Source organism: Streptomyces pactum, assembly GCF_016031615.1.
GTDB lineage: Bacteria > Actinomycetota > Actinomycetes > Streptomycetales > Streptomycetaceae > Streptomyces > Streptomyces pactus.
The window spans coordinates 2,645,646-2,670,165 of the sequence record NZ_JACYXC010000001.1; the positions used below are offsets into that span (position 1 = coordinate 2,645,646).

The following is a 24,520-nucleotide window of genomic DNA, read 5'->3' on the forward strand; positions in this document are numbered from 1 at the left end:
TCGAGGAGGACGATCATGGCGACGGGTCGATCAGACCTTCCGGAGGGGCGGTACGGCCGGTCCGGCGACGAGCGCGCCGACCGGAAGCTGAAGATCGCCGGCGCGGTCTTCGGCGCGGCGCTGCTCGGCGTGGTCGGCTGGTCCGGCTACTCCTACATCGCCGGTGAGGACGTCAGCGGACGGGTGATCGGTTTCCAGGTGGTCTCCGACGATTCCATCAAGGTCCACCTGGAGGTCCGCAAGGACAAGGGCGCCACCGGCGTGTGCACGCTGCGCTCCCGCTCCGAGGACGGCGCCGAGGTGGGCGTCAAGGACTTCACCTTCGACCAGCGCACCGAGCAGGTGGACGAGATCGTCACGCTGCGCACCACCCACCGGGCGACCACCGCCGAGCTGATCGACTGCAAGGCGGCCGACGGAAGCTGATCGCGCGCCCCGGCGCGCCGTACCGCCCCTGAGGCGTACGGCGGGCGCACGTGCCGCCCGGTGAGCGCCGGCGTGGCGCGGGGGCGCCCCGGACCACGCCGCACCCCACCCGGTGTCCCCCGCCCGGAGCAGTCGCGGCCGCCGCCGCACGGCGCCCCCGGCCCCCCGGCGGCGGTGGTTCCGGTTCGGCGGCGCGGACGGCGGGAGCCGGGCAACGCCGCCGGTGACAGGGGTCGCGGGGCCGGTTCCGGGGCTCTGGCACACCCCACCGCACCGGGCCGATCGATACGCCACACTCCTCCCGCTTTGGCGGCGGAATTGTTAGGCTCGTGGTTTCGCCCGGCTTCGAAGGCGCACCCTTCTGAGTAGGGCGTTCATTTGTATTCCCAGTACCGACGAGGAGCACCTGTGACCCAGACCAGCGAGAACGTCACCTGGCTGACCCAGGAGGCGTACGACCAGCTCAAGGCCGAGCTGGAGTATCTGTCGGGTCCCGCACGGGTCGAGATCGCCAAGAAGATCGAGGCTGCCCGCGAGGAGGGTGACCTGCGGGAGAACGGCGGGTACCACGCCGCCAAGGAGGAGCAGGGCAAGCAGGAGCTTCGCGTGCGCCAGCTGACCCAGCTCCTGGAGCACGCCAAGGTCGGCGAGGCTCCGGCGGACACCGGCGTGGTCGCGCCGGGCATGGTGGTCACCATCGCCTTCGACGGAGACCCGGACGACACGCTGACCTTCCTGCTGGCCTCCCGCGAGTACGCGAGCTCGGACGTCGAGACCTACTCGCCGCAGTCCCCGCTGGGCCAGGGCGTGAACGGCAAGAAGGTCGGCGAGGACGCGGAGTACGAGCTGCCGAACGGCAAGACCGCCTCGGTGCGCATCCTGGAGGCCAAGCCCTACCAGGGCTGACGCGGCCCGCGGACGCACCGCGGCCGCCTCGCGGGACCGGCCAAGCGGGCGTGCCCGCCGCCCCCCGCACCCGCTCCCGGCGGCGCGCGGGCCGCCCCCGCCCGGATCCCCGCGATCCGCCCGGCCCCGGCCGGGGTGAGCGGCCCGCGGCGCCCGGTCAGCGCCGGTGCGGTCACCGCCCGTACGGGCCCCGGGCCCCGACCGACGACGATCCGGACCCCCGGCGCACCCCGCGCCGGGGGTCCGGCCGTACCGGGGGTCCGGTCGGTACCGGGGGCCCGGCCGTACCCGGGGTCCGGTCGGTGCCGGGGTCCGGTCGGTGACGGCCACCTTCGGCCCCTACCGGGGCTCCGGTCGGTCCCGAGGGTCCGGTCGTGCGGGGCCCGGTCCGTACCGGGCTCCGGCCGATGACGAGTTCCCCGGGGCCACCGCCCCGGGGCGCGGCCGGGAAGCCGGGGCGCCACTGCCCGGGGTGCCGCGGCCCCGGCGCCCCGGGCCCCGCCGCGGCTCACCGCCCGCGCGTCAGGCCGCGGCGGACCGGTACCGGCGGACCGCCAGCGTCCGGAAGAACGCGATGATCAGGACCGACCAGAGCACCGAGGCGAGCACCGGGTGCCGCATCGGCCAGGCGTCCGGCACCGGGTACCCGGCAGGCAGGTTGCCGAAGAGTTCCCGGCACGCCTGCACCGTGGTGCTGAACGGGTTCCACTCGGCGATGTGCCGCAGCGCGGCGGGCATGTTCTCCGAGGGCACGAAGGCGTTGGAGATGAACGTCAGCGGGAACAGCCACAGCAGCCCGCCGGACGTGGCCGCCTCGGGGGTGCGCACCGACAGGCCGATCAGCGCGCCGATCCAGGAGAAGGCGTAGCCCAGCAGGAGCAGCAGCCCGAACGCGGCCAGCGCGCGGAGCGCCCCGTCGTGCACCCGCCAGCCGACGATCGCCGCCACCACCGCGAGCACCACCAGGGTGAGCGCCGTCTGCACCAGGTCCGCCAGGGTGCGTCCGGTGAGCACCGCGCCGCGGGTCATCGGCAGGGACCGGAACCGGTCGATCAGGCCCTTGTGCATGTCCTCGGCGATCCCGGCGCCCGCGCCGGCGGTGGCGAAGGTGACGGTCTGCGCGAAGATGCCGGCCATCAGGAACTCCCGGTAGGCCGCCGGGTCGGTCTGCCCGCCGACGTCGATGGAGCCGCCGAAGACGTAGCTGAAGAGCACCACGAACATGATCGGCTGGATCAGGCCGAAAATCACCACTTCCGGAATCCGGACCATCCGGATGAGGTTGCGCCGGGCCACGATGAGCGAGTCGCGCACCGAACGGGCGATCCGGCCCCGCTCGGGCGGGGTGTACAGGCCGCCCACCACCCCGGTGGGCTCCTCGCCGTGGAGGGTGGTCATCGCACGGCCTCCTTCCCCGCACCGCCGTCCGCCGCCGCCCGGTCCCGCCCGCCGTCGCCGGCCGTGCCGCGCCGGTCGGCGTCCGGGCCGCCGCCGTCCTCGGCGCCCTCGGCGCGGTGCCCGGTCAGGGAGAGGAACACGTCGTCCAGAGTGGGCCGGCGCAGCCCGATGTCGTCGATCTCCACGCCCCGGCCGTCCAGCTCCCGGATGATCTCCGCCAGCAGCCGGGCGCCGCCGGTGACCGGGACGGTGACCTTGCGGGTGTGCTCCTGCACCGCGGCCTCGCCCGCGCCCAGCCGGCGCAGCACCTCGCGGGCGACCGGGAGGTGCCCGCGGTCGCGCACCACGACCTCCGCCCGCTCGCCGCCGGTGCGCGCCTTGAGCTGGTCGGAGGTGCCGCGGGCGATCACCCGGCCCTGGTCCATCACCACGATGTCGTCCGCCAGCCGGTCGGCCTCCTCCAGGTACTGGGTGGTGAGCAGCAGCGTGGTGCCCTGGGCCACCAGGTCCTCGATGACCTCCCACAGCGCCTGCCGGTTGCGCGGGTCCAGGCCGGTGGTGGGCTCGTCCATGAACATCACGGGCGGGCTGACCACCAGCGCGGCGGCCAGGTCCAGCCGGCGCCGCATCCCGCCGGAGTACGTGCGGGCCGGGCGGTCGGCCGCGGCGGCCAGCCCGAACCGCTCCAGCAGCACCGCCGCGCGGGCCTTCGCGTCCCGGCCGCTGAGCTGGTACAGCTCACCGACCATGCGCAGGTTCTCGCGTCCGGTGAGGTACTCGTCCACCGCGGCGAACTGCCCGGACAGGCCGATGGACCGCCGGACCCGGTCGGGGTGGCGCAGCACGTCCAGCCCGGCCACCACGGCCCGGCCGCTGTCCGGTGTCAGCAAGGTGGTCAGCACCCGGACCGCCGTGGTCTTGCCGGCCCCGTTGGGCCCGAGGAGACCGAGCACGGTCCCCTCGGGCACGTCGAGGTCCACGCCGTCCAGGGCCCTCACCGCGCCGAAGGTCTTCACCAGTCCCTCGGCGCGGATGGCGTCCGGCATATCGCCCCCAGGAGGTGTCTCGGGATCGAGTCGTCGCCGGGCGGTTGCCCGTCCTCCCGTTGTACGCTCCGCCGCCGGTTACGGCATCAGCTGTGCGCCCCGCCGCCGAACGCCGGCGGCGCATGTGCGCCACCGGCGCCGGTCGCGCCACCGTCGATCACCGGCCACGGCGCCGCCGGCACCGGTCACGGCACCACCGTTCACCGGTCACGGCACCGCCGGTTACCGGTCACGGCACCCGTGGTGTCACCCGGTACGTCCCGGCACCGGTGGTCGCACGCGGTGACGCCCCCGGGGCCGGTGGTACGGCGCCGGTCGGTCCCGCTCCGGGACGGTCACGGCATCACGGTGTACCCGGCCCCGCTCAGCGCCTTGGCCACCTGGGCGCAGTGCTCGGGCCCCTCGGTCTCCAGGTGCAGCTCCACCTCCGCCTCGGTGAGCCCGAGCCGCGGATCGGTCCGTACGTGGCTGACGTCCAGGACGTTGGCGTCCACCTCGGACAGCACCGCGAGCAGGGTGGCGAGCGCGCCGGGGCGGTCGGTCAGCCGCAGCCGCAGGGACAGGTAGCGGCCGGCGGCGGCCATGCCGTGGCGGAGTATGCGCTGCATCAGCAGCGGGTCCACGTTGCCGCCCGACAGCACCGCGACCACCGGCCCCTGGAAGGAGTCCGGCGCGCTCAGCAGCGCCGCCACCGGGCTCGCCCCGGCCGGCTCGACCACCAGCTTGGCCCGCTCCAGGCAGAGCAGCAGCGCACTGGAGAGCGCGTCCTCGGAGACGGTGCGGACCTCGTCGACGAGTTCGCCGACGATGCCGAACGGCACGTCGCCGGGGCGGCCGACCTTGATGCCGTCGGCCATCGTGGCGGGCTCGTGGATGGACACCGGGCGTCCGGCGGCCAGCGACGGCGGGTACGCCGCGGCACCGGCCGCCTGCACCCCGACGACCCGCACATCGGGCCGTAGCGCCTTCACCGCCACCGCGATCCCGGCCGCCAGACCGCCGCCGCCGATGCCCACCACGATGGTGCGCACCTCGGGGCACTGCTCAAGGATCTCCAGCCCCACCGTGCCCTGGCCGGCGATGACGTCGGGGTGGTCGAACGGGTGGATGAAGACCGCGCCGGTCTCCTGGGCGTACTGCTGGGCGGCGCGCAGCGTCTCGTCCACCACGTGTCCGTGCAGCCGTACCTCGGCGCCGTACTCCCGGGTCGCGGCGACCTTCGGGAGCGGGGCGCCCACCGGCATGAAGACCGTGGAGCGCACGCCGAGCAGCGAGGCGGCCAGGGCGACGCCCTGGGCGTGGTTGCCGGCGCTCGCCGCCACCACCCCGGCCGCCCGTTCCCGCTCGGAGAGCCCGGCGATGCGCACATAGGCGCCGCGCACCTTGAAGGAGCCGGTGCGCTGGAGGTTCTCGCACTTGAAGTGGACCGGTGAGCCGAGCAGCCCGGTGAGGAACCGGCTGCCCTCCAGCGCGGTGGTCCGGGACACCCCGGAGAGCATGCGCTGGGCGGCGCGGACGTCCTTGAGCGAGACGGCCCGCGGCGAGGCGGGGCCGGCTGCCGCGGCGGGCGTGGTGGTGGCGGTGCCGTGGGTGGTGGCGGTGCCGGGGCCGGTGGTTCCGGCAGGGGCGGGGACGGCGGGCGCGGTGGCGTCCGCCGGCCGGGCGCCGGACGCGGTGGCGTCCTGCGCGGCGTGCGGGGGCGACGTCGGAGAGGCGTCGCCGGGCGTACCGGGCCGGGCCCGGTCCCCCGCCGCCTCCGCCGCCGGGTCCCCGGCGCGTGGTGTGGGTCGTGCTGCCATGCGGCCAGTCTCGCAGTTCCCTCCCCGCGCGCCTCTTGCGGCCGGATCGCGACGGCAGGTTTGTGCAGCACGGCTACGGGCCACCCCGGGGCCGCGTACTCTGTGCCCCATCCCACAGACCACCGCAAGAAGTGAGCCTTAGGCCATGCCCACCTCATCGGACATGACGACGCAACTCGATACGAACGTACTCGACGCCCTTCAGCACCAGGTCGCCCTCTTCGCCCGGCGCGCGGAGCAGACCCGGCTCGGTGGCATCGGCAACGCCCGGAACTCCATGGACCGCGCCGCGTATCTGCTGCTCAACCGGCTGGACCAGGAGGGTCCGATGGGGGTCAAGGCACTGGCCGCCGGGATGGGCATCGACTCCTCCACGGTGACCCGCCAGGTGGCTCCGCTGGTGGATTCCGGCATGGTCAAGCGGACCTCGCACCCCGAGGACGGGCGTGCGGTGGTCCTCCAGCTGTCCCCGCGCGGCAAGGCCCGGCTGGAGGAAGTCCGGTCCTCCCGGCGGGACTTGATGGCGTTGGTGACCGAGGAGTGGACACCGGATGAGCGCGATGTCTTCTGTGAATTGCTGACCCGTTTCAACACCGCGCTGTCCGCCGTGCACACCGCCATGCCCCAGGCCTCGCCGGCCTCTTGACCCCACGGCCGTGCTGCCGTGTCCTGAAAGGTACGGGAGGCACGGTGGAGAAGCGGCGGACGGAACGGGACGGCCGCCGGGCCCGGGAATTCGAGGCATTCGTCGCGGGCGCCGGAGGACGGCTGCTGCATGCCGCCGCGCTGCTGACCGGCGAACCGCCGCAGCGGTGCCCGGCCGCCGAGGACCTGCTGATCCACGCCCTCGCCCGCACCTACGCGGCCTGGGACACCCTGCGCGGCGAGGACCCCTACGACCGCGCCCGCCAGGAGCTCGCCGCCCGCTTCGCCTGCACCGCCTGGCGCTACCGCACCGCGCCGTGGCGGACGCCGCCGCCGGCCGGCACCACGACCGGTGACCGGGGCGGCGGCACGGACGGCGGCCGGGACGGCGGCGCGGACGGTGGCCGGGACGGCGGCGCGGACCGAGCGGGTAGGGGGAGCGGTACGGACGGGAGCCGCAAGGCGGACGGCGGCGCCGGTACGGCCGGGGCCGTACGGGACTGGTTCCGGCGGATCCGGTTCCGGCGGAACCGGCCGGGCACCGGGCGCGGCGGCTGGTCCGGCGGGGGGCTGCTGGACCGCCTGACCCCGCAGGAACGGCTGGTGCTGGTGCTCCGCATCCGCGAGGGCGTCGCCGAGGAGCAGGCCGCCGCCGTGCTGGGCCTGCCCCCGGACCGGGTGCGCGCGCTGTGCAACCGCGCGGTGTTCCGGCTGGCCGACGCCACCAGGCCGCCCGGACCCCGCGGCGGGAGCGGCACCCGGACCGGACGCGCGCCGGACGGCCGTCCCGCCGGGGCGGCGCCGGAGCGGGGCGGTGCCCAGGACGGACCCGGGGACGGTGCCCGGGACGGACTCCGGGGCGGGGGGCCGGGCCGGCCGGTGAGCGGGCCCGCCGGTCCCGTGGCCACGGCGCCCGTGCCGTCCGCCCCGAAGGTTCCGGGGGCGGCGCCATGAGCCGTCCGGAGCGCAGGGAGGACCGGGTACGCCGGATGCTGGACGGCCCGCCCCGCCCGGTCCTGCCGCCGGCCCTGGCCGACCGCGCCGCGGACCGGGGCCGCCGCGTGCTGCGCCGGCGCCGGGCGGCGCGGGCGGTGGGCTGGTGGCTGCTGTTCGCCGCGGTCGTCGCCTTCACGGTCTGGGCGGTGATCACCGAGCCCTGGACGACCCCGCCGCTGGACAGCACCCCGGTCGAGGGCTGGTGAGCCGGCGGCGACCCGTCGGACTCCGCGCCGGCGCCGGCTGCGGCCGCACCGGCACCGGGCTCCGGCCGCACCGGCCGGGCCACGTCACCCTCCGCCCGTACGGCACCGGTGAGCCCGCCCGTACGACCGGGTCCGGGCCGGAGGAAGGCGGGAACGGCGGCCCGTACCCGGCGCGCACACCACGCGGGCACGCCCCTGCGGGCCCACGGACCACGAGGGATGCCGGGCACGGGCGGAGAACCGGAACACACGACGCGGGCGCGGAACGCACAACGCGTGCCCCGGAACGCACGACGCGTGCCCCGGGCACACGGCGCCCGGCGCCGAACACACGGCGCGAGCCCCGGACACACTGCGCCGGGCGTGGAACGCACGACGCCGGCGCGGAACACACCACACGAGACCCGGACACACGACGCGGGCGCGGGCCGGCAGGTCACCCCGCCGGGCCCCCGCGCCCGCGCCCGCACGCCCGCGCCCGCGTGGCGCGTGCCGTCGTCACCACCACCCGGTCACCGGCCCGTGGCCACCACGGTGACGGGGCCGCCGGCCGGGCCCGCGTCCGGGCGGCGCGGGTGGCTCAGCCCAGGGCCTGCGACAGGTCGGCGAGCAGGTCGTCCACGGCCTCGATGCCGACCGACAGCCGCACCAGGTCGGCGGGGACCTCCAGGGCCGAACCCGCCGTGGAGGCGTGGGTCATCCGCCCCGGGTGCTCGATCAGCGACTCCACCCCGCCCAGCGACTCGCCCAGGGTGAACAGCCGGGCGCGGTTGCAGACCTCGACCGCCGCCTCCTCGCCGCCGGCCACCCGGAACGACACCATGCCGCCGAACGCCCGCATCTGCTTGGCGGCCACCTCGTGGCCCGGGTGCTCCGGGAGCCCCGGGTAGTAGACCTGGGTGACCTTGGGGTGCGAGACCAGCAGCTCGGCGACGCGCGAGGCGTTGGCGCAGTGCCGGTCCATGCGGACCGCCAGCGTCTTGGCGCCGCGCAGCACCAGCCAGGCGTCGAACGGCCCGGCCACCGCGCCCATCGCGTTCTGGTGGTAGGCCAGTTCCTCGCCGAGGCCCGGGTCCGAGGTGATCAGCGCACCGCCCACCACGTCCGAGTGGCCGCCCATGTACTTGGTGGTGGAGTGCACCACCACGTCCGCGCCCAGCGCCAGCGGCTGCTGGAGGTAGGGGCTGGCGAAGGTGTTGTCCACCACCAGGCGGGCGCCGGCGGCGCGGGCGATCTCCGCGACGGCCGCGATGTCGGTGATGCCCAGCAGCGGGTTGGTGGGCGTCTCGACCCAGATCACCTTGGTGCGGGGCCGCAGCGCGTCCCGTACCGACGACGGGTCGGCGGAGTCGGCGACCGACCACTCCACGCCCCAGCGCTCCAGCACCTTGGCGAAGAGCCGGAAGGTGCCGCCGTAAGCGTCGCTGGGGATGACCACGTGGTCACCGGGGACCAGCAGGGTGCGCAGCAGGCAGTCCTCGGCCGCCAGCCCGGAGGCGAACGCGAGGCCGCGCCGGCCGCCCTCCAGGGCGGCCAGGTTCTCCTCCAGGGCGGTCCGGGTCGGGTTGGCGGAGCGGCTGTACTCGTAGCCGCCGCGCAGGCCGCCCACCCCGTCCTGCTTGTAGGTGGACACCTGGTAGATCGGAGGGACGACGGCGCCGGTGAGCGGGTCTGCCTCCTGTCCCGCGTGGATGGCGAGCGTCTCGAAGTTCCGGGACGCCTGGGGCTGGATGTGCTCGTCGGTCATGGGCCCGAGCGTAATGCCCGTCGGCGGTCCCGGTGCGCGGCCGTGGTGCCTACGCTTGTACCCCGTGGGCGGGGCGCGGACCGACGGCACCCGGCCGGCCGGCGCGCCCCCGCACCGGCGCCCCGGCGCACCACCCGCACCACCCGCACCACCCGCACGACCTGTACGACCTGTACGACCCGCACCACCACTGGACCACAGCACCGCAACGGGGACGGATCATGGAGCTACTCGTCATCCTCATCGCCATCGTCATGATCGGCGGTGTGGTCGTGGTGCCGGCGCTGCGGCGGCGGCGCGCCGGCCAGGAGGCCGCACACGGCGCCGGGCGCGCCGAGGACCTGAGCGCGTACGGCTTCCTGCCCCGGGAGCGGCTCGACGTACGGCTGCCGGGCCCCGACGCGCGGCTGGCCGACGCCCTGGCGGAGATCCGGCGCACCCAGGAGTGGGAGCCGGCGGCCCGGCTGCTCGCCCTCACCGACGCCTCCTCGGAACTGCGCTGGCAGCGGGTGCAGACGCTGGCCGGGTCCGCCGCCCACGACCTGGCGCAGGCGCCCGGTCAGGGCGGCATGTGGCTGCGCAGCTGGCGGGTGCAGGCGCCCAAGGACCCCGGCGGGGCGGCCGTGCAGGCGCAGTTTCTGGTGATGCAGGCGCTGCGCGACCCGTCCTCCCAGGACTTCCGGATGATCATGGAGGAGGCGCGTACGGTCGCCGCCGAGGCGGCGCTGCTGGCGCCCGGCGACCCGGTCCCGCACATCGTCGAACTGATCGTGGCGCGCGGGCTGGCCTACCGGGAGGCGGACTTCGAGGCGCTGTGGGCGAAGGTGAACAAGCTGGCCCCGCACCACATGGGCGCGCACCTGGCGGCGCTGCCGTACTGGTCGGAGAAGTGGCACGGCTCGCAGGACCGGGCGGAGAGCTTCGCGCGCGCCGCGGCGGCCTCCGCGCCCCCCGGCAGCCTGCTGCCGGCGCTGCCGCTCTTCGCGGTCTTCGACCACCTGCCGGAGGTGCACACGGTCCGCACCCTGTTCCGGAGCGCGGTGATCACCGACGCGATCGAGGGTGCCCGGTACGCGGTGCACCACGCGCCGGCCGACCACCCGATGGTGCCGCACGTCCGGCACCTGCTCGCCTGGTTCCTGGTCCAGGCCGAGCGGTACGGGGAGGCGGTCGAGCAGCTGCGCCGGGTGGACGGGCACGTGGGCGCGGTGCCGTGGTCCTTCAGTCCGGACCCGGCGGCGGCGTACGTGGCCTACCGGGCCATCGCGGTGGCCGGCTTCGAACGCGGCGGCGGCACCCCCGCCCAGCTGCCGCACTGACCCGTCCGCGCCGGGCCGGGCGGTGACGGACCGGGCCGGCCCCGCCTGGCCGGTCCGATGCGCGTTCCGGCCGGTCCGGCGCGCAGGGCCGTGACCCCGCGCGCCAGTCCGTGTCCCCGCGCGTCGGGCCGTGTCCGCGCGCCGCCGGCCGTGTCCCCGCGCCGCCGGCGGGTAGGTACCCGGAACGGTCCGCGCCGGTGCGGCGTCCGTGTCGCACCGGCCGGGATGCCGTCCCGTGCGGTGCCCGTCGCACCGGTCCGGGGTGCCGTACGCCCCGGTGCCCGGAACGTCGGCGGGTACGGGGACCCGGGACGGCGACCGGGGACGCCGTACGCCGCGGCGTCCGGAATGGCACACCGCCCCCGGGCGTTGTCCAGCACAGGACCGCGACCGCCCCCGCATGCCTTCGAGGAGAACGCGATGCTGTTCAACCGGCAGAAGAACCACCTCCCGACCGCCGAGGAGGCACTGCCCGGCCGCGCCGAGCCGGCGTTCGGGGTCCCGGAGCGGCACACCGTCCTGGGCAACCCGCTCGTCGGCCCCTACCCCGAGGGGCTGGTGGTGGCGGACTTCGGGCTGGGCTGCTTCTGGGGTGCGGAGCGGAAGTTCTGGCAGGCCCCCGGGGTGTGGACCACCCTCGCCGGCTACCAGGGCGGGCACACCCCGCACCCCAGCTACGAGGAGGTGTGCAGCGGGCTGACCGGCCACACCGAGGTGGTCCGGGTGGTCTTCGACCCGGCGCTCACCTCGTACGCCGCGCTGCTCAAGCTGTTCTGGGAGTCGCACGACCCCACCCAGGGCTTCCGCCAGGGCAACGACGTGGGCACCCAGTACCGCTCGGCGGTCTACACCCACTCCGACCTCCAGCAGAAGGAGGCGGAGGAGTCCCGCGCCGCGTACCAGGCGCGTCTCACCGGCTCCGGGTACGGCGAGATCACCACCGAGATCCTGCCGGCCGGCCCGTTCTACCCGGCCGAGGCGTACCACCAGCAGTACTTGGACAAGAACCCCGGCGGCTACTGCGGCATCGGCGGCACCGGGGTCTCCTGCCCGATCGGCGTGGCCCCGGCCGACGGCTGACCGGCCGGCCCGCGGAGTACCGGCCCCGAATTGCCGGCCCGCGGCACGGGCCCGGGCCGGCAACCACCGAGCCCGGCCCGCCGGGTACCGCCAGCCCCGGCCGGCAACCTCCCGGCCCGCGTACCGCGCGACGCCCGGGACACCGGGTGCCGGCTGGGGGAACGGGAATTGTGGCTGACCGCCGACGGGGCGCGGGCGCACGTCCGCACGCCCGGTGGGGTCGAGGTGTGGCCGGCGGTGCGCGAGGGCATGGGCTGCCGCTGATCCTCCGAGGGACGTGGTGCCGGCGCCCGCCGCGGTGGCTGCTGCCGGTCACGGCAGGCACCGGGCCGGCCGTGACACCCGTCGTGGGCCGGTCCGCCCGGCACCGGTGACACCTGCGGCCCGGTGGTACCCGCGGCCCGGTGGCACCCGCGGCACCGGGGTCCGCTGACCGGTCGGTGAGGCCCCGACCGGAGGCCGACCCGCCCTCCCGGACACCGGGAGGCCAGGGCCCCGGGTGCCCGCACACCCGGACACCGAGACGCCGGAACGCCGGACACCCGCGCCGGGCCCCTCGGACACCCGCACATCCGCACGCCCGGCCACCCGGACGCCCTGACCCCCGGCCACCCACACACCCGCACGCCCGCACGCCCGCACGCCGGCACGCCGGCACGCCGGCCGGACCGTACCGATGGGTGCCGGTCCGGCCGGTGACCGGTCCTCCGCCACCCGTACGGACTAGGGTGGGGCGGCATGGGCGCAGGGTTGCTGGACACTCGTACCGACCGCGCCGAGGACGTGCTCGCACTGTCCCGGCTGGCCACCCGTGAGCGAGCGGTGTCGGCCATCACCGAGTGGCTGGCCCGGCGCACCGGCGGCCAGGTCGCGCTCCTCGGTTCCGACGGCGAGGTCCTGCTCAGCACCGGTACCCCCGACACCTCCGGCACCCCCGGCACCTCGGACATCCCCGATGCCCCCGACACCTCCGGCACCGGCGGCGCCCGCGACACCCTGGGCGGCGCCCGCGACGGCTCCGGCGCCATCGCCCCCCGCGGAGAGCCCGCCGTAACCCGGGGCACCGCCCCGGAACCCGGCAGCCCGGTGGCCGCCGGCGGGGCGCTCGCCGTCGCCGCGTCCGCCGTGGTGGACCTGCACCGCCGGGGTACGCCGTCCGCGGTCCTGGGCGGGACGATCCCCGGTACGGGTGACGGCGGCGGGGAGCCGTCCGGCACCGTGCACCTGGTCTCCCTGGGGCTGGAGGGCACCACCACGGCGGCCCCGTACCTCGCCGTGCTCGGCCCGCGGGCCGGTGAGCGGCAGCGGCTCGGCCCGCTGCTCGCCGACACGGCCCGCACCCTGGCCCTGTGCTGGCGCGTCGAGCAGGCCGAACGCCACCGGCGCCGGGTGGAGTTCGCCGAGGCGCACAGCCGGGAGGCGGTGCTCCACCTGCTGATGGTGGGCAGCGTCCCGGCGGCGCAGCGGATCGCCGGCGCGCTGGGCGGGGCGCTCCCCGCCCTCAACCGGGTGTTCGTGGTGGAGTGCCCGGGCAACCGGCGGCGCGAGATCGCGGCCCGGATATCCCGGACCGCCCGGGGCCGGGCGTGGATCGTGCCCTGCCCGGTGCGCCCGAACCATCTGATCGCCCTGGTGCCGGTGGACACCGGCGCCCAGGAGCCGGACCGGCCCGACGCGACGGACGCGACGGACGTGACGGACCGGACCGGCGGGGCGGCGGGGCCGGGGAGGACGGTCCCGGGCGCCTGTGCCGCGCGGCCGGACGGTTCCGCCGCCGCGACCGCCGGCAGCGCCTCGCCCCGTGGGACGGAACCCGGCCGCACCCCGGAGCCCGGCCATGACCCGGAGCCCGGCGCGGCCGGTGACGAGGACCCGGTGGCCGGACTGGACCGGGTCATCACCCGGCAGATCCCCGGCTGCCGGGTGGGGGTGAGCGCGGAGGTGCCGCTGCGGGACACCCCGATCGGCTACGAGCAGGCGTTCCACGCGCTGGCGGTGGCGCGCAACGCGCCCGAGGGGTGCGCGAGTTTCGGCCGGCACACCGACATCACCGTCCTGTCCGGCCCGCAGGGCCGGGCGTGGGCGGCCGACCTGCTCGGGCCGTGCCTGCGCCATGTGCCGCCCCGGCGCGCCGACCCCGGCCCGCAGGAGCTGCTGGGCACCCTGGGGTCCTGGCTGACGTTCGGCGGCGCGGCCACCCGGCACCTGAAGATCCACCGCAACACGCTCGCCGCCCGGATGCGGCTGCTCGACGAACTGCTCGGCCTGGACCTGGGCCACAGCCTCGCCGACCAGTCCGCCGCCTGGCTGGCGCTCCAGCTGCACGCCACCGCGCACTGGCACGCCCCGGTGCCGGAGGGCACCTCCGCCACCCTCTCCGACGTGCTGGGCACCACCGCCGCCCGGATCTGGGCGCAGGCCCAGCTGCTGCCGCTGGAGCGGTCGAACGTGACGGCCGGCCCGGAGACGGTACGGGTCTGGCTGGCCGCCGACGCCCGGCTGCCCGCGGCCGCCGCGGAGCTGGGCATCTCCCTGCCCGGGGCCCGCAAGCGCATGGCCCGGGCGGAGGAGGCGCTGGGGCGCTCCCTGCTCCGCGCGCCCAGCGCGAAATACGAGCTGTGGCTCGCGATGCGCGCCCTGCGGCGGTTGTGAGCCCCCGTCACGGTTCCCAGCGCAACCGGGCCGGGCGGTCACTGTGCACAGTGTTCCTCGCGGTGGCCCGCGCCCGCGCATAGCGTCGGCGGTACGCCCCGGCGGACCGTGACACGTGTCGAGCCCGCAACCTCCCTGACCACAGGGGCCGGCCCCCCCCGGCCCCGTGGTCACCGACCGGCCGGTCCGCCGGGCGCGTCTCGCGTCCCTTCCCGCTCGGCAGAACAGGACCGGTGATGAGTCACCACCACGACTCCCTGCTCGCACGTCAGGACCCCCGGCTGGACATCAGCGACACCTACCTGTTCCGCGGGTCCCGGGGCACCGTCTTCGTGGTGAACGTCAACCCGCTCTCCGGGGACGGCGGTTTCCACGACGACGAGAGCATGTACGAGATCAAGGTGGACACCGACGGCGACGCGGTGGAGGACATCACCTTCCGCTTCACCTTCTCCGCCTACACCGCCTACGGACCGCAGGCGTGGCAGCTGCGGCGGCTGGACGGGGAGGCCGCGGCCGACCGGTTCGCCGAGGGCACGCCGCTGCTGACCGGGGTGACCGGCGAGGTGTCCGAGGGCCCGGACGGGCTGCGCGCCTGGGCGGGTGCGGCCGGGGACCCGTTCTGGATCGAGGGCTCGGTGGTCACCGCGGTGAAGACCGGCATAGCCCGGGGCACCGCCCCGGACCTGACCGGCTTCGACCCGGCGCGGGCGGCGAACCTGTTCGCGGGCACCGATGTGCAGGCCATCGTCCTGGAGGTGCCGGACGAGGCACTGGGCGGGGCGGGCAGCCGCATCGGGTTCTGGGCCACATCGGTGCTCGCCACCGACGCGGGCGGCTGGCGCCAGATCAACCGCTGCGGCAACCCGCTGCTGAACACGCTGTTCGACCTGGAGGACAGCGAGCGGGACATCGACTTCAACGCGACCTGCCCGGCGGAGGACGTGCAGCGGTACGGGCCGGAGGTGCTGCGCGCCACCGAGCGGGCCGCCGCCGCGGCCGGCGCGGTCCCGGACCCGGCCGCCTACGCAGGCCACGTGCGGGACCTGCTGCTGCCGGACGTCCTGCGCTACGAGGTCGGCAGCGAGGCCCGGTTCGCGGTGGACGGCCGCAACGGCCGGGCGCTCACCGACTGCGCCCCCGAAGTGATGTTCGAACTCGTGCTGGGGGTGCCCGTCAAGCTGGGGTTGGACGCGAGCGCGGCCACGGGGGTGCCGCGCTCCGTCTTCCCCTACCTCTCGGCGCCCGGGGGCGCGCGATGAGCCGGCCGGGGGGCCGCCACCACCGCCCCGCCTGGGCGCGCACGGCCCCGGGCTGGGTCGCCGCGGCGGCGGACGACCCGGCCCGGCTCCGGGAGCTGTGGCAGGCCGACCCGGGCCGGCCGGCGCTGCTGCCCACCGGCCGCACCTTCGACGCGGTGACGGTGGAGCTGCGCACCGGGATGGAGGCGGTGGACCTGCTGCGGCACGGCGACCCCCGGGCGATCGCCTGCCGCACCGGCGGGCCGGCCGGGCGCGGCCCCGGGCACCGCTCGGTGGACCGGCTCCTCGCCGACGGTCACGGCGCCGGCCGCCACCCGGTCCGCCCGGGCCGCACGCCGGCGCCCCGGGCCCGCAGCGGGATCGCGCTGTGCGGCCTCGTCACCGGCGGACTCTTCCCGGCCATGGTCGATCACGAGCGGGGCCGGATGCGGCTGCTGGTGCCGCCCGGCTCCGGCGGCTGGTTCGCCGGACCGGCCGCCCGGACCGGCCCGGGCCGGGTGGAGTACCTCGGGGACGGCACCCCGGTGGCGCTCCCCGGCCCGGCCGCGGGGGCCGGCGACCGGCTGGTGTGGGCGGTGCGCCCGGGCCGGCCGGTGGACCGGATGCGGCCCCTGCTCGACCCGCTGGTCGCCGCGCTCGACGCCGCGCGGACCACGGTGGCCTGGTGCTCCGGCACCGGGGCCGCGCCCCCGCCGGCGGACGGCCCGCAGCCCGGCTGACCCGCACCCGCCGGCCATGGGGGGCGGCGGGACGGGGGGCCGGGGACGGAGGAGCGGTGCGGGCGGGTGCGAACCCGCCGCCCGCCCCCGTCCGCACCCGCCCGGAGGCCCGGAGGACGCGGCCCGGAGCGGCCGCACGGAACGGGGGCCGGGAGCCCGCGGCCCGGACCGCGCGGCGGGGACGGGCGGCGGGGCCCGGAAGAGACGGGGGCCCGAGGGACGGGGGGAAAACGGGGGACGGGGAAACGGGGGACCCGGAGGGCCGGGACGCGCATCCGCTGCGCGTCCCGGCCCTCCGGCGTTCACCCGCCCAGGATCGTGGTGAGGAACTCCCCGGTCCAGGCGAGCAGTTCCCGGCCGACCACCGGCTTGCCGCCCACCCGGGCGGTCGTCGGCCGGGGCACCAGCACCTGGTGCGCGGCGGGCTTGATCACCGCCCGCGGGTACAGCCGCTTCAGCCGCAGCTCCTGCGACTCGCGCAGCTCCACCGGGCCGAACCGCACGTTGGTCCCCTGCAGGGTGATGTCGGTGACGCCGCAGGCCCGCGCCAGCAACCGCAGCCCCGCCACCAGCAGCAGGTTCTCCACCGGCTCCGGCAGCTTCCCGTAACGGTCCGTCAGCTCCTCCCGGACCGCCGCGATGTCCTGCTCGTTGTTGACCGAGGCGATGGCCCGGTACGCCTGGAGGCGCAGCCGCTCGCCCGGGGCGTAGTCGTGCGGGACGTGCGCGTCCACCGGCAGCTCGATCTTCACCTCCAGCGGCGGCTCCTCCTCCGCCCCGCCCTCCAGGGCGGCCCGGTAGTCCGCCACCGCCTCCCCGACCATCCGCACGTACAGGTCGAAGCCGACCCCCGCGATGTGCCCGGACTGCTCGCCGCCGAGCAGGTTGCCCGCGCCCCGGATCTCCAGGTCCTTCATCGCCACGTACATGCCGGCGCCCATCTCGGTGTGCTGGGCGATGGTCGCCAGCCGCTCGTGGGCGGTCTCCGTCAGCGGCTTCTCCGGCGGGTACAGGAAGTACGCGTAACCGCGCTCCCGGCCCCGCCCGACCCGGCCGCGCAGCTGGTGCAGCTGGGACAGGCCGAAGGTGTCACCGCGCTCGACGATCAGGGTGTTGGCGTTGGAGATGTCGATGCCCGACTCCACGATGGTGGTGGAGACCAGCACGTCGAACTTCTTCTCCCAGAAGTCCACCACCACCTTCTCCAGCGCGCTCTCCGACATCTGCCCGTGGGCGGTGGCGATCCGCGCCTCGGGCACGATCTCCCGCAGCCGGGCGGCGGCCCGGTCGATGGACTCCACCCGGTTGTGGATGTAGAAGACCTGGCCCTCGCGGAGCAGCTCCCGCCGGATCGCGGCACCGATCTGCCGCTGCTCGTACGGGCCGACGAACGTCAGCACCGGGTGCCGCTCCTCCGGCGGCGTGGTGATGGTGGACATCTCACGGATGCCGGTGACCGCCATCTCCAGGGTGCGCGGGATGGGCGTGGCGGACATGGTGAGGACGTCGACGTTGGCGCGGAGCTTCTTCAGCTGCTCCTTGTGCTCCACGCCGAACCGCTGCTCCTCGTCCACGATGACCAGGCCCAGGTCCTTGAACTTCGTCTCCGACGAGAACAGGCGGTGGGTGCCGATCACCACGTCCACCGAGCCGTCCCGCAGCCCCTCCAGCACCGCCTTGGCCTCGGTGTCGGTCTGGAACCGGGACAACGCCCGGACCACCACCGGGAACTGCCCGTACCGCTCGGAGAAGGTGCCGAAGTGCTGCTGCACCAGCAGCGTGGTGGGCACCAACACCGCGACCTGCTTGCCGTCCTGCACCGCCTTGAAGGCGGCCCGCACCGCGATCTCGGTCTTGCCGTACCCGACGTCGCCGCAGATCAGCCGGTCCATCGGGACCGACTTCTCCATGTCCTCCTTGACCTCGGAGATGGTGGTGAGCTGGTCCGGCGTCTCCGCGTACGGGAAGGCGTCCTCCAGCTCGCGCTGCCAGGGGGTGTCCGGGCCGAACGCGTGGCCCGGCGCGGCCATCCGGGCCGAGTACAGCTTGATCAGGTCGGCGGCGATCTCCTTGACCGCCTTCTTGGCCCGCGCCTTGGTCTTGGTCCAGTCGGCGCCGCCCAGCCGGTGCAGGGTCGGCGCCTCGCCGCCCACGTACTTGGTGACCTGCTCCAGCTGGTCGGTGGGGATGTACAGCCGGTCCCCGGGCTGGCCGCGCTTGGCGGGCGCGTACTCCACCAGCAGGTACTCGCGGGTGGCGCCCTGCACCGTGCGCTGCACCATCTCGATGTAGCGGCCCACCCCGTGCTGCTCGTGGACGATGTAGTCACCGGCCTGCAGGGTGAGCGGGTCGATCGTCTTGCGGCGGCGGGCCGGCATCCGGGCCGCCTCCCGCCCGGCGGCCCGCTGACCGGTCAGGTCCGTCTCGGTGAGCACCGCCAGCCGGAGCGAGGGGTCCACCAGGCCGTGCTCGATCGAGCCGCACGCCACGTGCACCAGCGACGGGGTCAGCCCGGTCAGGTCGGGGTCGAGACGAGCCGGGACGCCCTCGCCGCCCAGCACCTCGGCGTAGCGGGCGGCCGGGCCGTGCCCCTCGGTGACGTACACGGTGCGCCAGCCGTCGGCCAGCCAGCCCTTGGTGTCGGCGAGCGCCCGCGCGGTGTCGCCCCGGTAGCTCTCCGGGGCCTGCATCCCCAGCTTGAGGGTGTCGCCGTCCAGCGTCTCGTCGGCGGCGAACGGGGACACCGTCCACCACATCATGCCCAGCTCACGGGCCCGGTCGCGGACGTCGGCGATGCCCCACAGGGACGCCGCGCCCACATCGATCGGCGCCCGGCCGCCCCCGTCGGAGCCGTCCGGGTCGGACATGGCAGCCGCCGCCCAGGACGCCTGCAGGAACTCCTGGCTGGTGGCCACCAGGTCGGCGGCCCGGGTCCGCACCCGCTCCGGGTCGCAGACCACCGTCATCGCCCCGGCCGGCAGCACGTCCAGCAGCAGCTCCATCTCGTCCACCAGCACCGGGGCGAGGGACTCCATGCCCTCCACCGCGATCCCCTCGGCGATCTTCCCCAGCAGCTCGCCCAGCTCCGGGTGCGCCTCGGCCAGCGCGGCGGCCCGCCGGCGCACCTCGTCGGTGAGCAGCAGCTCCCGGCAGGGCGGCGCCCACAGGCCGTGCTCGGCGACCTCCAGCGACCGCTGGTCGGCGACCTTGAAGTAGCGGATCTCCTCCACGTCGTCGCCCCAGAACTCCACCCGCAGCGGGTGCTCCTCGGTGGGCGGGAAGACGTCCAGGATGCCGCCGCGGACGGCGAACTCGCCGCGCTTCTCCACCAGCTCCACGCGGGAGTACGCGGCGGCCGCCAGCGCCTCCACCACCTCGCCCAGGTCGGCGGTCCCGCCGCTGCGCAGGCTCACCGGCTTGAGGTCGCCGAGCCCCTTGACCTGCGGCTGGAGCACCGAACGCACCGGGGCGACGACCACCGAGACGGGGCCGGCGGCCGGGTCGTCGGCGCTGGGGTGGGCGAGCCGCCGCAGCACCGCCAGCCGCCGGCCGACCGTGTCCGACCGCGGCGAGAGCCGCTCGTGCGGCAGGGTCTCCCAGGCCGGGTACTCCACCACCCGGTCCGGCGGCAGCAGACTGCGCAGGGCCGCGGCCAGGTCCTCCGCCTCCCGGCCGGTGGCGGTGACGGCCAGCACCGTACGGCCGCGGCCGGATCCGCCGGAGGTGGCGGCGGCAAGGGCCGCCACCGCGAACGGGCGGGCGGCCGGCGGGCCCACCAGGTCCAGGTGCGGCCGGTGGCCGTCGGCGGCGGCCCGCACCGCCTCGGCCAGCGCGGGGTCTTCCATGACGGCGTCGAGCAGACCGTGCAGGCTCATGAGGCAGTTTCCGTCCCGGGATGGACAACGCGAATCACCCGACACGTGGAACGGGCCGGGTCAATCCAGCCTACGACGCCCCGCCGACAACGGAGACCGGGCTCCGGCCGCGCGGCCGGCCGGCACCGGCGGCGCGGGCCCGGCCGCCGGGCACCACCCCGCGCGCCACCTGCGCGGCGCGCCGTGCGGCCCGGTACGCCCCGGCGCCCGGGCCCCGGCGGACCCCGCCGGAGCTTGAGCGGCCCTCCGCCACCCACCGAGCGCACGCCCGCGCCGGCGGCCCTGGGCCGGGGCGCCCTGCCCTGCCGGAGCGGTGCGCCTGCGGCCCGGGCGGGGGTGTGCCTACGGCCAGCGCGGGCGTATCTACGGCGCGGCCGGGGCGGGCGTGCCTACGGCGCGGGCGGGGCGCCGGTAAGGGGGTGGTCGGGTCGTCCGTACGCCCCCCGGCCACGCCGGCACCGCGTACGCTCCCGCGCCGTCCGGCACCCCCCGCGGGCCCCCACGACGCCGTACGCGCCCGCCCCCACCGTACGCCCGAGCCCGCACGGCCCCCGGCGACGGGCGGCCCCCTGCCGTTCCCCCGCCCGGGGCGTACGCCCCCGGCACCTCCGTACGCCCCGGCACCCCGTACGCCCCCGGCAACGCCGTGCGGCCCGGTGCGCCTCCCCGTGGAGCGCTCCGGGCCGCACGGCCGCCCCCATCGGGGCGGCGGGCCGGTCAGTCGGTCGCGATGGCCCGCAGCACGTTCATCCGGCCGGCCCGGAAGGCCGGGACCAGGGCGGCGAGCAGACCGACCACCGCCGAGCCGATGAAGACCCCGGCGATCGTGGGCCACGGGATCTCCAGCACCTTCAGCCCCTCCAGCGCCAGCAGCCGCTGCGCGGTGGTGCCCCAGGCCATCCCCAGACCCAGCCCCAGCAGCGCGCCGAACAGGGCGATCACCACCGACTCCAGCCGGATCATGCGCCGCATCTGGCGGCGGGAGAGCCCGATGGCCCGCATCAGACCGATCTCCCGGGTCCGCTCCACCACCGACAGCGCCAGGGTGTTCACCACTCCCAGCACCGCCACGATGATGGCCAGCGCCAGCAGCCCGTACACCATGTTCAGCAGCTGGCCCATCTGGTCCTCCAGCAGCTCCTTGTAGTCCGCCTGGTTGCGGACGTCGACCTGCGGGAACGGGTCCAGAACCTGCTTCAGCGCGGCGTACGCGGCGTCCTCCTCGCCGTCCTTCGCCGCGGCGAACATCACCTCGGTCGGCGGCAGGTCACCGGCCTTGATGAAGGCGCGGGCGGTCTCCAGGCTCAGGTACATCGCGCCCTTGTCGAACAGCGTGTCGTCCGAGGTGATCGCCCGCACCGTCAGCTCGGCGGTCCCGCCCTGGGCGAAGTCCACGGTGAGCCGGTCCCCGACCTTGATCCGGTGGTCCTTGGCGAAGCCCTCGTTCACCGACATCGACCGGTCGCCGTAGGCGTCGTCGAGGTCCCCGGCGACCGTCTCCAGCCGCAGGTCGCGGGCGTAGGTCGGGTCGGCGGCGGTCAGCTCCTTGGTGACCTTCCGCCCGCCCGGCACGGTGATCTCCGCGTCCTCCAGGCCCTTGTTGACCGTGACGTGGTCCAGCCCGGGCACCGCCTTGATCCGCTGCTCCACCTGCGGGGTGATCGGCCGGTTGTCGGACTCGATGATGTAGTCCGCGCCGACCGACCGGTCCAGCTGCTCGTCGGCCGAGGCGACCAGCGAGGAGCCGACCACCGACAGGCAGGCCACCAGGGCCAGGCCGATCATCAGGGCCGCGCCGGTGGCGCCGGTGCGGCGCGGGTTGCGCAGCGCGTTCCGCTCGGCCATCCGGCCCACCGGACCGAACACCCGCAGCACCACGGCGGACAGCACCCGGACCACCAGCCCGGCCAGCAGCGGGCCGACCACGATGAACCCGACGAGGGTGAACAGGATGCCGCCGGCCAGCGCCAGACCGCCGTCCGCGGCCTTGTCCGCACGCGCCGCCGCCACCAGCCCGGCCGCGCCCGCCGCGGTCAGCAGCAGACCCAGCACCGCCCGCACCCGGCCCGCCTTGGCGCTCGCCGGGGTACCCACCTCGCGCAGCGCCGCCATCGGGGAGATCCGGCCGGCCCGTCGGGCCGGGATGTAGGCCGCGATCACCGTGACCACGACCCCGATGACCAGGCCGATCACCGGCGTGGCGGTCTTCACCGTCAGCTCCGAGGTGTCCAGCTTCAGACCCGCGCCGGCCATCAGCTTCATCAGCCCCACGGCCAGCCCGATGCCGCCGAAGATGCCCAGCACCGAACCGACCACGCCCAGCAGCAGCGCCTCGGTGAGCACCGACCGGTTGATCTGCCGCCGGCTGGACCCGATCGCCCGCATCAGGCCGATCTCCCGGGTGCGCTGGGCGACCAGCATCGAGAAGGTGTTGACGATGAGGAAGATCCCCACCAGCACGGCCACGCCGGCGAAGCCCAGCATCACGTACTTGAGGATGTCCAGCTCGCCGCTGAGCTCCTTCTGGTTGGCCTCCGCGGCCTCGTCCTGGGTGCGCACGTCGTAGTCGGCGGCGGCCGGCCCCAGCGCGGCGAGGACCTTCCGCTTCAGCTCCTCGTGCGAGACGCCCGCCTCGGCCGTCATGCCCACCCCGGTGAAGCGGCCCGGCGCCGCCAGCAGCTCCCGCTGCGCGGTGGCGTCGTCGAAGTAGACCAGCGTGGTGCCCGGGTTGGTCACCTGGAACGTCGCGATCCCGCTGATCTTCGCCCGGAACTCCCCGTGCGCGGTGATCACCCGCAGCTCGTCCCCGAGCTTCAGGTCCTTGGCGTCGGCGGTGTCGGCGTCGACCATCATCTCGGTGGGCCCGCGCGGCGCGTGCCCGGAGGTGATCTCCACCGCCCGGCGCTCGTTCTCGTCCCAGTTGGTGGCGATGGTCGGCGCCCCCGAGGAGGGGCCGATGTCGTCGTTGTCGCGATCGACGACGGTCACCGCCTCGGTGTTCACGTCGCCGTGGGCCGACCGGACACCCTCCACCTTCGCCAGCCGCGCCACCTCGGCGGCCGGCAGGGTCGGCAGCGCGCCGGAGCGGCGCAGCTCCTCGTCGTCGGCGTCCTTCGGAGCCACCGACACATCGGCGGCGGTGGCCTGGAAGATCCGGTCGAACGTGGCGTTGGCGGTGTCGGTGAACACCAGGGTGCCGGTGACGAACGCCACCGACAGCAGGACGGCGATGGCCGACAGCGCCATCCGCCCCTTGTGCGCGACGAAGTTGCGCATCGAGGTCTTGAGGACGGTCATGACACCCGCCCGCGCGCGTCGAAGTGCTTCATCCGGTCCAGCACCTGCTCGGCCGTGGGGTGGTGCATCTCGTCGACGATCCGGCCGTCGGCCAGGTACAGCACCCGGTTGGCGTACGAGGCGGCGACCGGGTCGTGGGTGACCATCACGATCGTCTGGCCCAGCTCGTCCACCGAGCGGCGCAGGAAGCCCAGCACCTCCGCCCCCGCCCGCGAGTCCAGGTTCCCGGTCGGCTCGTCCCCGAAGATGATCTCCGGGCGGGCGGCGAGCGCCCGGGCCACCGCGACCCGCTGCTGCTGACCGCCGGAGAGCTGGTTCGGCCGGTGCTTCAGCCGCCCGGCCAGCCCCACCGTCTCCACCACCCGGTCCAGCCAGGCCCGGTCCGGCCGGCGGCCCGCGATGTCCATCGGCAGCGTGATGTTCTCAAGGGCGCTGAGCGTCGGCAGCAGGTTGAACGCCTGGAAGATGAAGCCGATCCGGTCCCGCCGCAGCTGGGTCAGCTTCTTGTCCTTCAGGCCGGTGATCTCCGTCTCGTCGATGAAGATCTGCCCCGAACTGACCGTGTCCAGCCCCGCCAGGCAGTGCATCAGCGTGGACTTGCCCGACCCCGACGGGCCCATGATCGCGGTGAACTCCCCCCGCGCTATGTCCACGTCCACGTGGTCCAGCGCCACCACCCGGGTCTCCCCCGAGCCGTACGCCTTGACCACCTGCCGTCCCCGCGCGGCCACGGCCGTACGTCCTCCACTGCCCCCGGTCCTGGGAATCGATACAGCCGATGTCACGGTCCATCTCCTTGATCGGTTGTCCGCCGCGATCACCTGTCCCCGATCGCGCCTTCAGCCTCCCGCGGCGGCACGGTGCGTCGCGATGGTGCGCGGCACCGTCTTCACCCGGGGGTTAACCCCACCCCCGGGGTGACGCCGTCCGCAGCGGGACACCTCAAACCTAGGGACCGGAGCCCCCCGCACTCGTCCTCCACCGGTACGAACCGCACGCCCGGGAACCCTCGGCATTCCCCCTAGGGGACGAGCCGCCCGCGGCCCCCGCGGTCTCAGGGTCACCACCGCCCCGGACCGCCCCCGACCGGTCCCGGGCCGCCCCTCCGGCGGCCACCACCGCGTGTTCCGGCCCCCCGGAACCCCGC

At 75.6% G+C, this 24,520-nt stretch carries 16 protein-coding genes and 2 pseudogenes; 11 read left to right on the forward strand and 7 right to left on the reverse strand.

Annotated features, from left to right (window positions below):
* Window positions 1-15 precede the first annotated feature (15 nt).
* Together IHE55_RS10290 and greA are read left to right on the forward strand one after the other, a co-directional pair.
* A complete protein-coding gene (locus IHE55_RS10290) occupies window positions 16-426 on the forward strand; it encodes a DUF4307 domain-containing protein (protein ID WP_197988754.1) in 411 nt (136 codons plus the stop codon).
* A gap of 408 nt (window positions 427-834) precedes the next feature.
* Window positions 835-1,332: a transcription elongation factor GreA gene (gene greA, locus IHE55_RS10295; RefSeq protein ID WP_197988755.1), complete on the forward strand. Its 498-nt coding sequence runs from the start codon at window positions 835-837 to the stop codon at window positions 1,330-1,332.
* Window positions 1,333-1,854: 522 nt separating this feature from the next.
* Here the strand turns inward: greA and IHE55_RS10300 are convergent.
* The 3 genes from IHE55_RS10300 to ilvA all read right to left on the reverse strand — a co-directional run bounded on the left by IHE55_RS10300 (window position 1,855) and on the right by ilvA (window position 5,275).
* The gene (locus tag IHE55_RS10300) at window positions 1,855-2,730 is read right to left on the reverse strand and encodes an ABC transporter permease (RefSeq protein ID WP_197988756.1); all 876 of its coding nucleotides are present in this window, start codon (window positions 2,728-2,730) and stop codon (window positions 1,855-1,857) included.
* Window positions 2,727-3,776: an ATP-binding cassette domain-containing protein gene (locus tag IHE55_RS10305; RefSeq protein WP_197988757.1), complete on the reverse strand. Its 1,050-nt coding sequence runs from the start codon at window positions 3,774-3,776 to the stop codon at window positions 2,727-2,729. Before IHE55_RS10305 ends, IHE55_RS10300 begins: the two co-directional genes overlap by 4 nt.
* A gap of 335 nt (window positions 3,777-4,111) precedes the next feature.
* The gene (ilvA, locus tag IHE55_RS10310) at window positions 4,112-5,275 is read right to left on the reverse strand and encodes a threonine ammonia-lyase (protein ID WP_197991918.1); all 1,164 of its coding nucleotides are present in this window, start codon (window positions 5,273-5,275) and stop codon (window positions 4,112-4,114) included.
* Window positions 5,276-5,720: 445 nt separating this feature from the next.
* Here ilvA and IHE55_RS10315 point away from each other — a divergent pair, with 445 nt between their 5' ends.
* From IHE55_RS10315 to IHE55_RS10330, 4 genes and pseudogenes are all read left to right on the forward strand, one after another.
* Window positions 5,721-6,221 carry a MarR family winged helix-turn-helix transcriptional regulator gene (locus IHE55_RS10315; RefSeq protein ID WP_197988758.1) on the forward strand — a complete coding sequence of 167 codons (501 nt, stop codon included), beginning with the start codon at window positions 5,721-5,723 and terminating at the stop codon, window positions 6,219-6,221.
* Window positions 6,222-6,265: 44 nt separating this feature from the next.
* A pseudogene (locus IHE55_RS10320) lies at window positions 6,266-6,538 on the forward strand (SigE family RNA polymerase sigma factor); the annotation flags it as partial.
* A 243-nt stretch (window positions 6,539-6,781) separates the two neighbouring features.
* Window positions 6,782-6,961 (forward strand): annotated as a pseudogene (locus tag IHE55_RS10325) (sigma factor-like helix-turn-helix DNA-binding protein); the annotation flags it as partial.
* A gap of 209 nt (window positions 6,962-7,170) precedes the next feature.
* Complete coding sequence (locus IHE55_RS10330) at window positions 7,171-7,422, forward strand: hypothetical protein (RefSeq protein WP_197988759.1); 252 nt, start codon at window positions 7,171-7,173, stop codon at window positions 7,420-7,422.
* 580 nt (window positions 7,423-8,002) lie between these two features.
* On the opposite strand, the gene IHE55_RS10335 is transcribed toward IHE55_RS10330, so the two are convergent.
* Window positions 8,003-9,169, reverse strand: coding sequence for a cystathionine gamma-synthase (locus tag IHE55_RS10335; protein WP_197988760.1), 1,167 nt, complete (start codon window positions 9,167-9,169; stop codon window positions 8,003-8,005).
* Window positions 9,170-9,390: 221 nt separating this feature from the next.
* Here IHE55_RS10335 and IHE55_RS10340 point away from each other — a divergent pair, with 221 nt between their 5' ends.
* The 5 genes from IHE55_RS10340 to IHE55_RS10360 all read left to right on the forward strand — a co-directional run bounded on the left by IHE55_RS10340 (window position 9,391) and on the right by IHE55_RS10360 (window position 16,201).
* Window positions 9,391-10,488, forward strand: coding sequence for a hypothetical protein (locus IHE55_RS10340; protein WP_197988761.1), 1,098 nt, complete (start codon window positions 9,391-9,393; stop codon window positions 10,486-10,488).
* Window positions 10,489-10,908: 420 nt separating this feature from the next.
* Window positions 10,909-11,568, forward strand: coding sequence for a peptide-methionine (S)-S-oxide reductase MsrA (gene msrA / locus IHE55_RS10345; protein WP_197988762.1), 660 nt, complete (start codon window positions 10,909-10,911; stop codon window positions 11,566-11,568).
* A 738-nt stretch (window positions 11,569-12,306) separates the two neighbouring features.
* Window positions 12,307-14,220 (forward strand): helix-turn-helix domain-containing protein, encoded by a 1,914-nt coding sequence (locus IHE55_RS31060; protein ID WP_232265518.1) that lies wholly within the window; start codon window positions 12,307-12,309, stop codon window positions 14,218-14,220.
* Between the two features lie 236 nt (window positions 14,221-14,456).
* Window positions 14,457-15,482: a DUF4331 family protein gene (locus tag IHE55_RS10355; RefSeq protein WP_197988763.1), complete on the forward strand. Its 1,026-nt coding sequence runs from the start codon at window positions 14,457-14,459 to the stop codon at window positions 15,480-15,482.
* A complete protein-coding gene (locus IHE55_RS10360; protein WP_197988764.1) occupies window positions 15,479-16,201 on the forward strand; it encodes a hypothetical protein in 723 nt (240 codons plus the stop codon). The genes IHE55_RS10355 and IHE55_RS10360 overlap by 4 nt, the downstream gene beginning before the upstream one ends.
* Window positions 16,202-16,503: 302 nt before the next feature.
* On the opposite strand, the gene mfd is transcribed toward IHE55_RS10360, so the two are convergent.
* The 3 genes from mfd to IHE55_RS10375 all read right to left on the reverse strand — a co-directional run bounded on the left by mfd (window position 16,504) and on the right by IHE55_RS10375 (window position 24,158).
* The gene (gene mfd, locus IHE55_RS10365) at window positions 16,504-20,076 is read right to left on the reverse strand and encodes a transcription-repair coupling factor (protein WP_197988765.1); all 3,573 of its coding nucleotides are present in this window, start codon (window positions 20,074-20,076) and stop codon (window positions 16,504-16,506) included.
* A 717-nt stretch (window positions 20,077-20,793) separates the two neighbouring features.
* Complete coding sequence (locus IHE55_RS10370) at window positions 20,794-23,373, reverse strand: ABC transporter permease (RefSeq protein ID WP_197988766.1); 2,580 nt, start codon at window positions 23,371-23,373, stop codon at window positions 20,794-20,796.
* Complete coding sequence (locus IHE55_RS10375) at window positions 23,370-24,158, reverse strand: ABC transporter ATP-binding protein (protein WP_197988767.1); 789 nt, start codon at window positions 24,156-24,158, stop codon at window positions 23,370-23,372. The genes IHE55_RS10370 and IHE55_RS10375 overlap by 4 nt, the downstream gene beginning before the upstream one ends.
* Between the last annotated feature and the right edge of the window lie 362 nt (window positions 24,159-24,520).

Bases quoted from the DNA above. Each gene is read 5' to 3' on its own strand.
- IHE55_RS10290 (WP_197988754.1), top strand. From the start codon at position 16: ATGGCGACGGGTCGATCAGACCTTCCGGAGGGGCGGTACGGCCGGTCC.
- IHE55_RS10300 (WP_197988756.1), bottom strand. From the start codon at position 2,730: ATGACCACCCTCCACGGCGAGGAGCCCACCGGGGTGGTGGGCGGCCTG.
- IHE55_RS10305 (WP_197988757.1), bottom strand. From the start codon at position 3,776: ATGCCGGACGCCATCCGCGCCGAGGGACTGGTGAAGACCTTCGGCGCG.
- ilvA (WP_197991918.1), bottom strand. From the start codon at position 5,275: ATGCTCTCCGGGGTGTCCCGGACCACCGCGCTGGAGGGCAGCCGGTTC.
- IHE55_RS10315 (WP_197988758.1), top strand. From the start codon at position 5,721: ATGCCCACCTCATCGGACATGACGACGCAACTCGATACGAACGTACTC.
- IHE55_RS10330 (WP_197988759.1), top strand. From the start codon at position 7,171: ATGAGCCGTCCGGAGCGCAGGGAGGACCGGGTACGCCGGATGCTGGAC.
- IHE55_RS10335 (WP_197988760.1), bottom strand. From the start codon at position 9,169: ATGACCGACGAGCACATCCAGCCCCAGGCGTCCCGGAACTTCGAGACG.
- IHE55_RS10340 (WP_197988761.1), top strand. From the start codon at position 9,391: ATGGAGCTACTCGTCATCCTCATCGCCATCGTCATGATCGGCGGTGTG.
- msrA (WP_197988762.1), top strand. From the start codon at position 10,909: ATGCTGTTCAACCGGCAGAAGAACCACCTCCCGACCGCCGAGGAGGCA.
- IHE55_RS31060 (WP_232265518.1), top strand. From the start codon at position 12,307: ATGGGCGCAGGGTTGCTGGACACTCGTACCGACCGCGCCGAGGACGTG.
- IHE55_RS10355 (WP_197988763.1), top strand. From the start codon at position 14,457: ATGAGTCACCACCACGACTCCCTGCTCGCACGTCAGGACCCCCGGCTG.
- IHE55_RS10360 (WP_197988764.1), top strand. From the start codon at position 15,479: ATGAGCCGGCCGGGGGGCCGCCACCACCGCCCCGCCTGGGCGCGCACG.
- mfd (WP_197988765.1), bottom strand. From the start codon at position 20,076: ATGAGCCTGCACGGTCTGCTCGACGCCGTCATGGAAGACCCCGCGCTG.
- IHE55_RS10370 (WP_197988766.1), bottom strand. From the start codon at position 23,373: ATGACCGTCCTCAAGACCTCGATGCGCAACTTCGTCGCGCACAAGGGG.